Raw genomic sequence first — 5823 nt, 5'->3', positions numbered from 1 at the left:
TATGACCGACCTGTTTCTGGATGTAGCTCAATCGCTCACTCTGGGCCACAGCGTTAGTAATAAATGATGCCCTGGTGTCTTTGACGCTAATGGGTGTTGTGATGCCCAATTTTTCCAAGGTCGGCTTGATTACACAATTGTTGATGGCGTGCCGATGGATGAGGGCGACCCTGCGTATTTATAAATACGAAACCGTCCCCATTACCTTTCCACCTCAGTTACCGCTGCTCCCCCAAGGACCCTACTATAAATTCAGGAATCTTCGCATCTCTGATGGAACTCTCCATTTTCGGTAATATGTAGACAATTTTCCCGCTTTTGAAGCGTACCAGGTTTCGCCGTATTTTTACCACACCCTCTGCCAAATCAATGGGCTTTCATTTCAATGCTGACGCTTCCGCAACACGTATGCCGGAAAAGAACATCAGGATAAATAGCGGTCTCCAAAATTCATTCACAGTTTGAGCAAATTGATCCTTTTCGTCTATGGTAATAAGTAATTCAGATTAAGTTAGGCTGCTGGTGTGGTAATCGATCCGAAATTTGTGATTTGCGGATTTTACTGGCAAAAAGCACACGAAACAGTGAGGCTGCGCAGCCATCTCATTTGGGGAGCACATCTTTTATTGCGCCTTGGAGCGAGAACATCGCATCCCGGTTCAGCCACATCACGACGGCCGCAACCAACACGAAAAGCCAGGTATGGTAAGGCTGGTGGACATGCGGGTCTCCTTTTTTCTGGAAGTGTTGGCGAACACCCAGGGGGAGCTCGATTGTCCACTTTTTTTCAATCCGTTAAACCCGCCTTGGCCGGATAAACCTTATTTATTGGGTTGAATCGAACATATACAGGCCGGTATAATGTTATATTAGGTATGACAATGAAAACTTCCGTGAAACAAAAACTATTCGATATGATTCATTCAACTCGTTTTCGGCTCATCGCCAGTATGCTGGTTATTTCTCTGCTTATCGGCCTGCTTTCTCTGATTGTCGGTGGGAACATGCTTTATGAATCCGTCATCACCGAAACCCACCATCGGGTCCGTCAGGATCTGAACGTGGCCCGGCTGGTTTATGATCAACGGATACAGTCGATTCGGCTGGTATTGGAAATGGTTGCCGATTACCCTGATTTCCAACAGGCGCTGGCAACCCATGACCGCGGTTATCTCCTGAACCAAATGGAGAATTTGTCAGATCGTATCGGATTGAATTTCGCGGGTATTCTGGACCAAAATCAACCAGTGACCAGCCGGATTGGCATGCATGGGGATGAAACGCTTCCTGCGAAAAAGATTAATCCGCTCGCTGATCATGCATTGACGCAGGGCAAAACGGTTTGGGGTACCATTATTTTGGATCCGGAAACCCTCCAAGACGAAAACCCGGAGCTAGTCGAACAGGCGGTGATTCCCATAACAAAGGTCGCCTCGGCCGAAGCAGGACTGGAATCTGAAGTCGCGACTGGACTGGTCATTGGTGCGGCGGTCCCGGTCGAGCTGGACGGGCGGATTATCGGAGTGATTTATGGCGGTGTTCTGCTGAACCGGGATTCATCCATTGTGGATAAAATCGGAGAAACCGTATTCAGAAACGAAACCTATAACGGTCGCAATGTCGGTACGTCGACGATCTTTTTAGAATCGATACGCATATCCACCAATGTCATGGATCAAAGCGGAAAGCGGGCACTGGGCACACCTGCATCCGAAGATGTCGTCCGGCACGTGCTGGTCGAAGGGAAACGCTGGACGGATCGCGCTCAGGTGTTATCTGATTGGTATATCACCGCATATGAACCGATTACGGACATTTTTGAGCAGCGGGTGGGAATGCTCTATGTCGGTGCGCTCGAGGCGAAATATTTAGATGTACGCAAACGGGCCATTAATGTTTTTGCACTGATCACCGTGGGCGGTGTGTTGTCGGCATTTGTGTTGGGATGGTTTTTGACAGGCATCATTATGCGGCCGCTCAATCGGTTGATCCGAGCGAGTGTCGAGATCTCCAAAGGAAACTTTTCACCGGATATCAAGCCTATTTCCAAAAGTGATATGGGAATATTGCAGCGAGAATTTCTGAATATGATTAATGCCTTGATAGAAAGGGAAAAACGCCAAAAGGAAGAGAGTGAAATATGCCTGATTCAATCTGAGAAACAGGCCAGTGTCGGCAAACTGGCCGCAGGCGTCGCCCATGAAATCAATAATCCCCTGACGGCGGTGCTGACATTTGCCCATCTGATCCTGCGGCGGAAGGATTTGCCTGATGAGGTGCGCACGGATTTGGAAACGATCACAACCCAGACCGAGCGGGTACGGAAGATCGTTAAAAGCCTGCTCGACTTTTCCAGGCAAAGTCAGCTTCATCCAGAGCCTGTGGATCTCAATCGTCAGATTGCAAAAAGCATAAAATTATTAGGTAATCAGGCACTTATCAAAGGTGTGGATTTAAATTTCAATGCAGAATCCGGGCTTCCGACGTTTACACTGGATCGCAACTTGTGCCAGAGTGTGTGGATAAACATGATTATCAATGCACTGGATGCCACCGAACCGGGGGGTAAAATCGAGGTTTCCACCCGGCAGGCTGAAGCGGATGGGAAACAGGGCGCTGAAATCATCATTCGGGATACAGGCAGCGGAATTCAGCCGGAGATTATGGACAAACTCTTCGATCCGTTTTTCACTACCAAAGAGGTGGGCAAGGGAACAGGCCTGGGCCTGTCGGTTTCTGCCGGAATAATCGAGCGGCACGGCGGAACCGTCAAGGTGGCATCAACGCTGGGGGAAGGAACGAGCTTTACCATCTGGCTGCCCGCCACGTCGCTAACCGAAGTCCCGGATCCGGCTCAAACAGGCAGTCGGGAGATCTCATGAAAGTTCTGATCGTTGATGATGACATGATCGTTGTGGAAAGCTGTCGAAGAATATTGAACGCCGAGGGGATTGAAACCCATGTTGCCGGAACCGTTGAAGAAGCCGAAGCGGTTCTGGATATCGAAGCGTTTGATGCCATGATTACGGATATTAAAATGCCCACGCAGGATGGTTTCCAACTGATTGCCTGGGCCAAAACGCACAAGCCGGAGATGATCGTACTGATGATGACCGGATACTTGACGCCGGAAACCCAAGACAAGGGACTTCGCTCCGGCACGGATGCGTTTATCGCCAAGCCGTTCACGCCGGACGAGCTGATAAGCACATTATATGACACGCTGAAAACAAGAAATCACGGAGGATAATAGTGGGCCAAACGATGTTGATTATTGATGACGATTCTGCCGTATTAATGTCCTGTGAACGCATTTTTTCAGAGGAAGGATTTGATGTGGAAGTCACTTCTGATCCGAAAGAGGGGCTCCAGCGGGCGACTCAAAAAAAATATACGGTCATTTTATGCGACTGGCAGATGCCGGGTTTGGACGGACTGGATGTGGTGGCTGAGTTGGAATCCCGGGCGCCGGAATCCACTGTGGTAATGATCAGTGGATATCCCTCCGTCGGTCGGGCCACGGAGGCGATGAAACGGGGCGCCATGGACTATTTGGCCAAACCGTTTACGCCCGAAGAAATTACGACCACGGTTCGAAAGGCGATCCAGAATAAATTCACCCAGGAAAAAAAAGCTATCGGGCGGTTTGAGCAGATGTTGAGCAAATTTCCGGTCCCCAGCCTGGACGACAAAGGGCCACAGATTATCGCCGAAACCGTGGCCCAGAGCCTGGGCGTGCTCAAAGCCACCTCACCCTGGATCTCTCTTTTTGTCCTGGGCGTCATGGCGGGTGCGTATATCGGGTTTGGCGGGCTTTTTTCCGCCTCCGTCACCTTCGATATGGATCCGGCAATGGGGATCGGACTTAAAAAACTGATCACCGGAGCAAGCTTCAGCCTTGGACTTATGCTGGTGGTCATCGCCGGCGGTGAACTGTTCACCGGTAATAATCTCATGGTTTCCAGCGTGATGGTCGGCGAGGTAACCTGGACAAAAGTAATGGCCAAATGGGCGCTGGTGTATTTCGCTAATTTCGTGGGATCGATCCTGCTTGCATGGCTGTTTTACTTTTCCGGTCTGTGGAAAGCCGGCGGCGGCGCTTTGGGTGAGGCGGCCGTCAAGGTAGCGTACGCCAAAGTGAATTTAGACCTTGGCGAGGCTTTTGTTCGCGCCGTCGGGTGCAATTGGTTGGTTTGCCTGGCCGTCTGGATGGCTCTGGCCTCCCGTCAGGTGATCGGCAAGATTTTCGCCATATTCTTTCCGATCATGGGGTTTGTGGCCATCGGCTTCGAGCATTGTGTCGCCAACATGTATTTCATCCCCAGCGGTATCTTTCTGGCACGTTGGGCAGGCTTGGCCCCGGACGGCCTGGACCTTACGACGCTGACCTGGAGCGCCTTTTTGCTAAAGAATTTGATTCCGGTGACCATTGGCAACACCATCGGCGGTGTGGTTTTTGTGGGGCTGGGTTATTGGGGTGCCTATTTGAGAACGTCAAAATAAGGAGAAAGCAAATGCATATCAGCAAAATCTTCAAGAGCCATTCGATCGCCTACAGTTTCGAGCTTTTCCCCCCGAAATCCCAGGAGGCTGCCGAACAATTGTTCGCCACCATCAGCGACCTCTCTCCGCTCGAACTGGCCTATGTGAGCGTTACCTATGGCGCGGGCGGCTCCACCCGTGACCTGACGCACGACCTGGTCGTGCGGATTCAACGGGAGACCGACCTGACCGTGGTCTCTCACCTGACCTGTGTCGGCTCCACCAAGGATGAAATCCAATCGATTCTGGACACGTATGCGGAAAGCGGCATCGAGAACATTCTGGCCCTTCGCGGAGATCCGCCCAAGGGCAAGGCCTTTGAGCCGGCGCCCGGCGGTTTTGGCTACGCCGCCGAGTTGGCGGCATTCATCCGCAAGCACTATCCGCAGATGGGGATTGGTGTGGCCGGCTATCCGGAAGGTCATCCGGAAACCCCCAACCGGCTGCTTGAAATGGATTATCTCAAGGCCAAGGTCGATGCCGGTGCCGATTATGTCTGCACGCAGCTCTTTTTCGATAACCATGCGTTCTATGATTTCTGCGAACGGTGTGAACTGGCTGGCATTCGGGTACCCATCGTCGCCGGTATCGCACCGGTTACCTCGGTTAAATTGATGGAACGGATGGCTGAGGTATCGGCAGGCACCCTCTTCCCGGCGCGTTTCATCAAGGCGTTGCGACGTGCCGAAAATGAAGATTACATGAAAAAGGTTGGAATCCACTGGGCCACGGAGCAGGTGCGCGATTTGATCGATCACAACGTCAGCGGCATTCACCTGTATACGCTGAACAAGTCCAACGCCACCCGCCAGATTTATGATTCTCTGGGAGTGACCACCACGCGCTACCTGGTCTGACCGGCAGCAATTTTGTCAGGCATGGTGCGTCTGCTGCCGCTCTTGAAGTGGCGATCGGAATAGCATTCAGAACATTATGGAACCTATTGATTCTTTTGTAAAATTTCTTCAATCATGCATATCGCCGATTGTGCTGATTTCCGGGGTAGGCCTTATTCTGCTTTCCCTCACCAATCGGCTTGCAAGAACAATTGATAAATCAAGAATGATTGTCAACGAGTTGGATAAAGGCCAGGTTGCCGATGAAAACAGGAAACGAATCGAGTTGAAAATTCTATTCGATAGAAGCAAAATTCTTCGCAACTGCATTGTTTCCATATCGTTTTCCATTTTATCAAGCAGCCTGATCATACCGATTCTGTTGATAATGAATTTGTTTGATGTAAATTTGACATTCATTGGCGTACTATTTTTTCTCTTTAGC

Annotated in this window: 5 protein-coding genes; all 5 read left to right on the top strand. The window is 50.6% G+C overall.

What is annotated here, in order from left to right:
• Positions 1 to 1061: 1061 nt before the first annotated feature.
• Entirely contained in the window at positions 1062 to 2882 is a 1821-nt protein-coding gene (locus ABYV26_RS18925; protein ID WP_372682916.1) for a cache domain-containing protein, read from the top strand.
• Complete coding sequence (locus ABYV26_RS18920) at positions 2879 to 3250, top strand: response regulator (protein ID WP_372682915.1); 372 nt, start codon at positions 2879 to 2881, stop codon at positions 3248 to 3250. Before ABYV26_RS18925 ends, ABYV26_RS18920 begins: the two co-directional genes overlap by 4 nt.
• Positions 3251 to 3264: 14 nt before the next feature.
• Positions 3265 to 4503 carry a formate/nitrite family transporter gene (locus tag ABYV26_RS18915; RefSeq protein WP_372682917.1) on the top strand — a complete coding sequence of 413 codons (1239 nt, stop codon included), beginning with the start codon at positions 3265 to 3267 and terminating at the stop codon, positions 4501 to 4503.
• 11 nt (positions 4504 to 4514) lie between these two features.
• Complete coding sequence (gene metF / locus ABYV26_RS18910) at positions 4515 to 5399, top strand: methylenetetrahydrofolate reductase [NAD(P)H] (RefSeq protein ID WP_372682914.1); 885 nt, start codon at positions 4515 to 4517, stop codon at positions 5397 to 5399.
• Positions 5400 to 5475: 76 nt separating this feature from the next.
• Positions 5476 to 5823 (top strand): DUF2721 domain-containing protein (locus ABYV26_RS18905; protein ID WP_372682913.1); only part of this gene is annotated, 348 nt, incomplete at its 3' end.

The sequence above is a fragment of the Desulfosarcina sp. genome (assembly GCF_041551955.1).
Classification (GTDB): domain Bacteria; phylum Desulfobacterota; class Desulfobacteria; order Desulfobacterales; family Desulfosarcinaceae; genus Desulfosarcina.
The sequence above is the reverse complement of the archived record's forward strand: the minus strand, read 5'-3'. Positions and strand labels throughout refer to the sequence as shown.

Coding starts and splice junctions, on each gene's coding strand:
- ABYV26_RS18920 (WP_372682915.1), top strand. CDS start 2,879: ATGAAAGTTCTGATCGTTGATGATGACATGATCGTTGTGGAAAGCTGT.
- ABYV26_RS18915 (WP_372682917.1), top strand. CDS start 3,265: ATGTTGATTATTGATGACGATTCTGCCGTATTAATGTCCTGTGAACGC.
- metF (WP_372682914.1), top strand. CDS start 4,515: ATGCATATCAGCAAAATCTTCAAGAGCCATTCGATCGCCTACAGTTTC.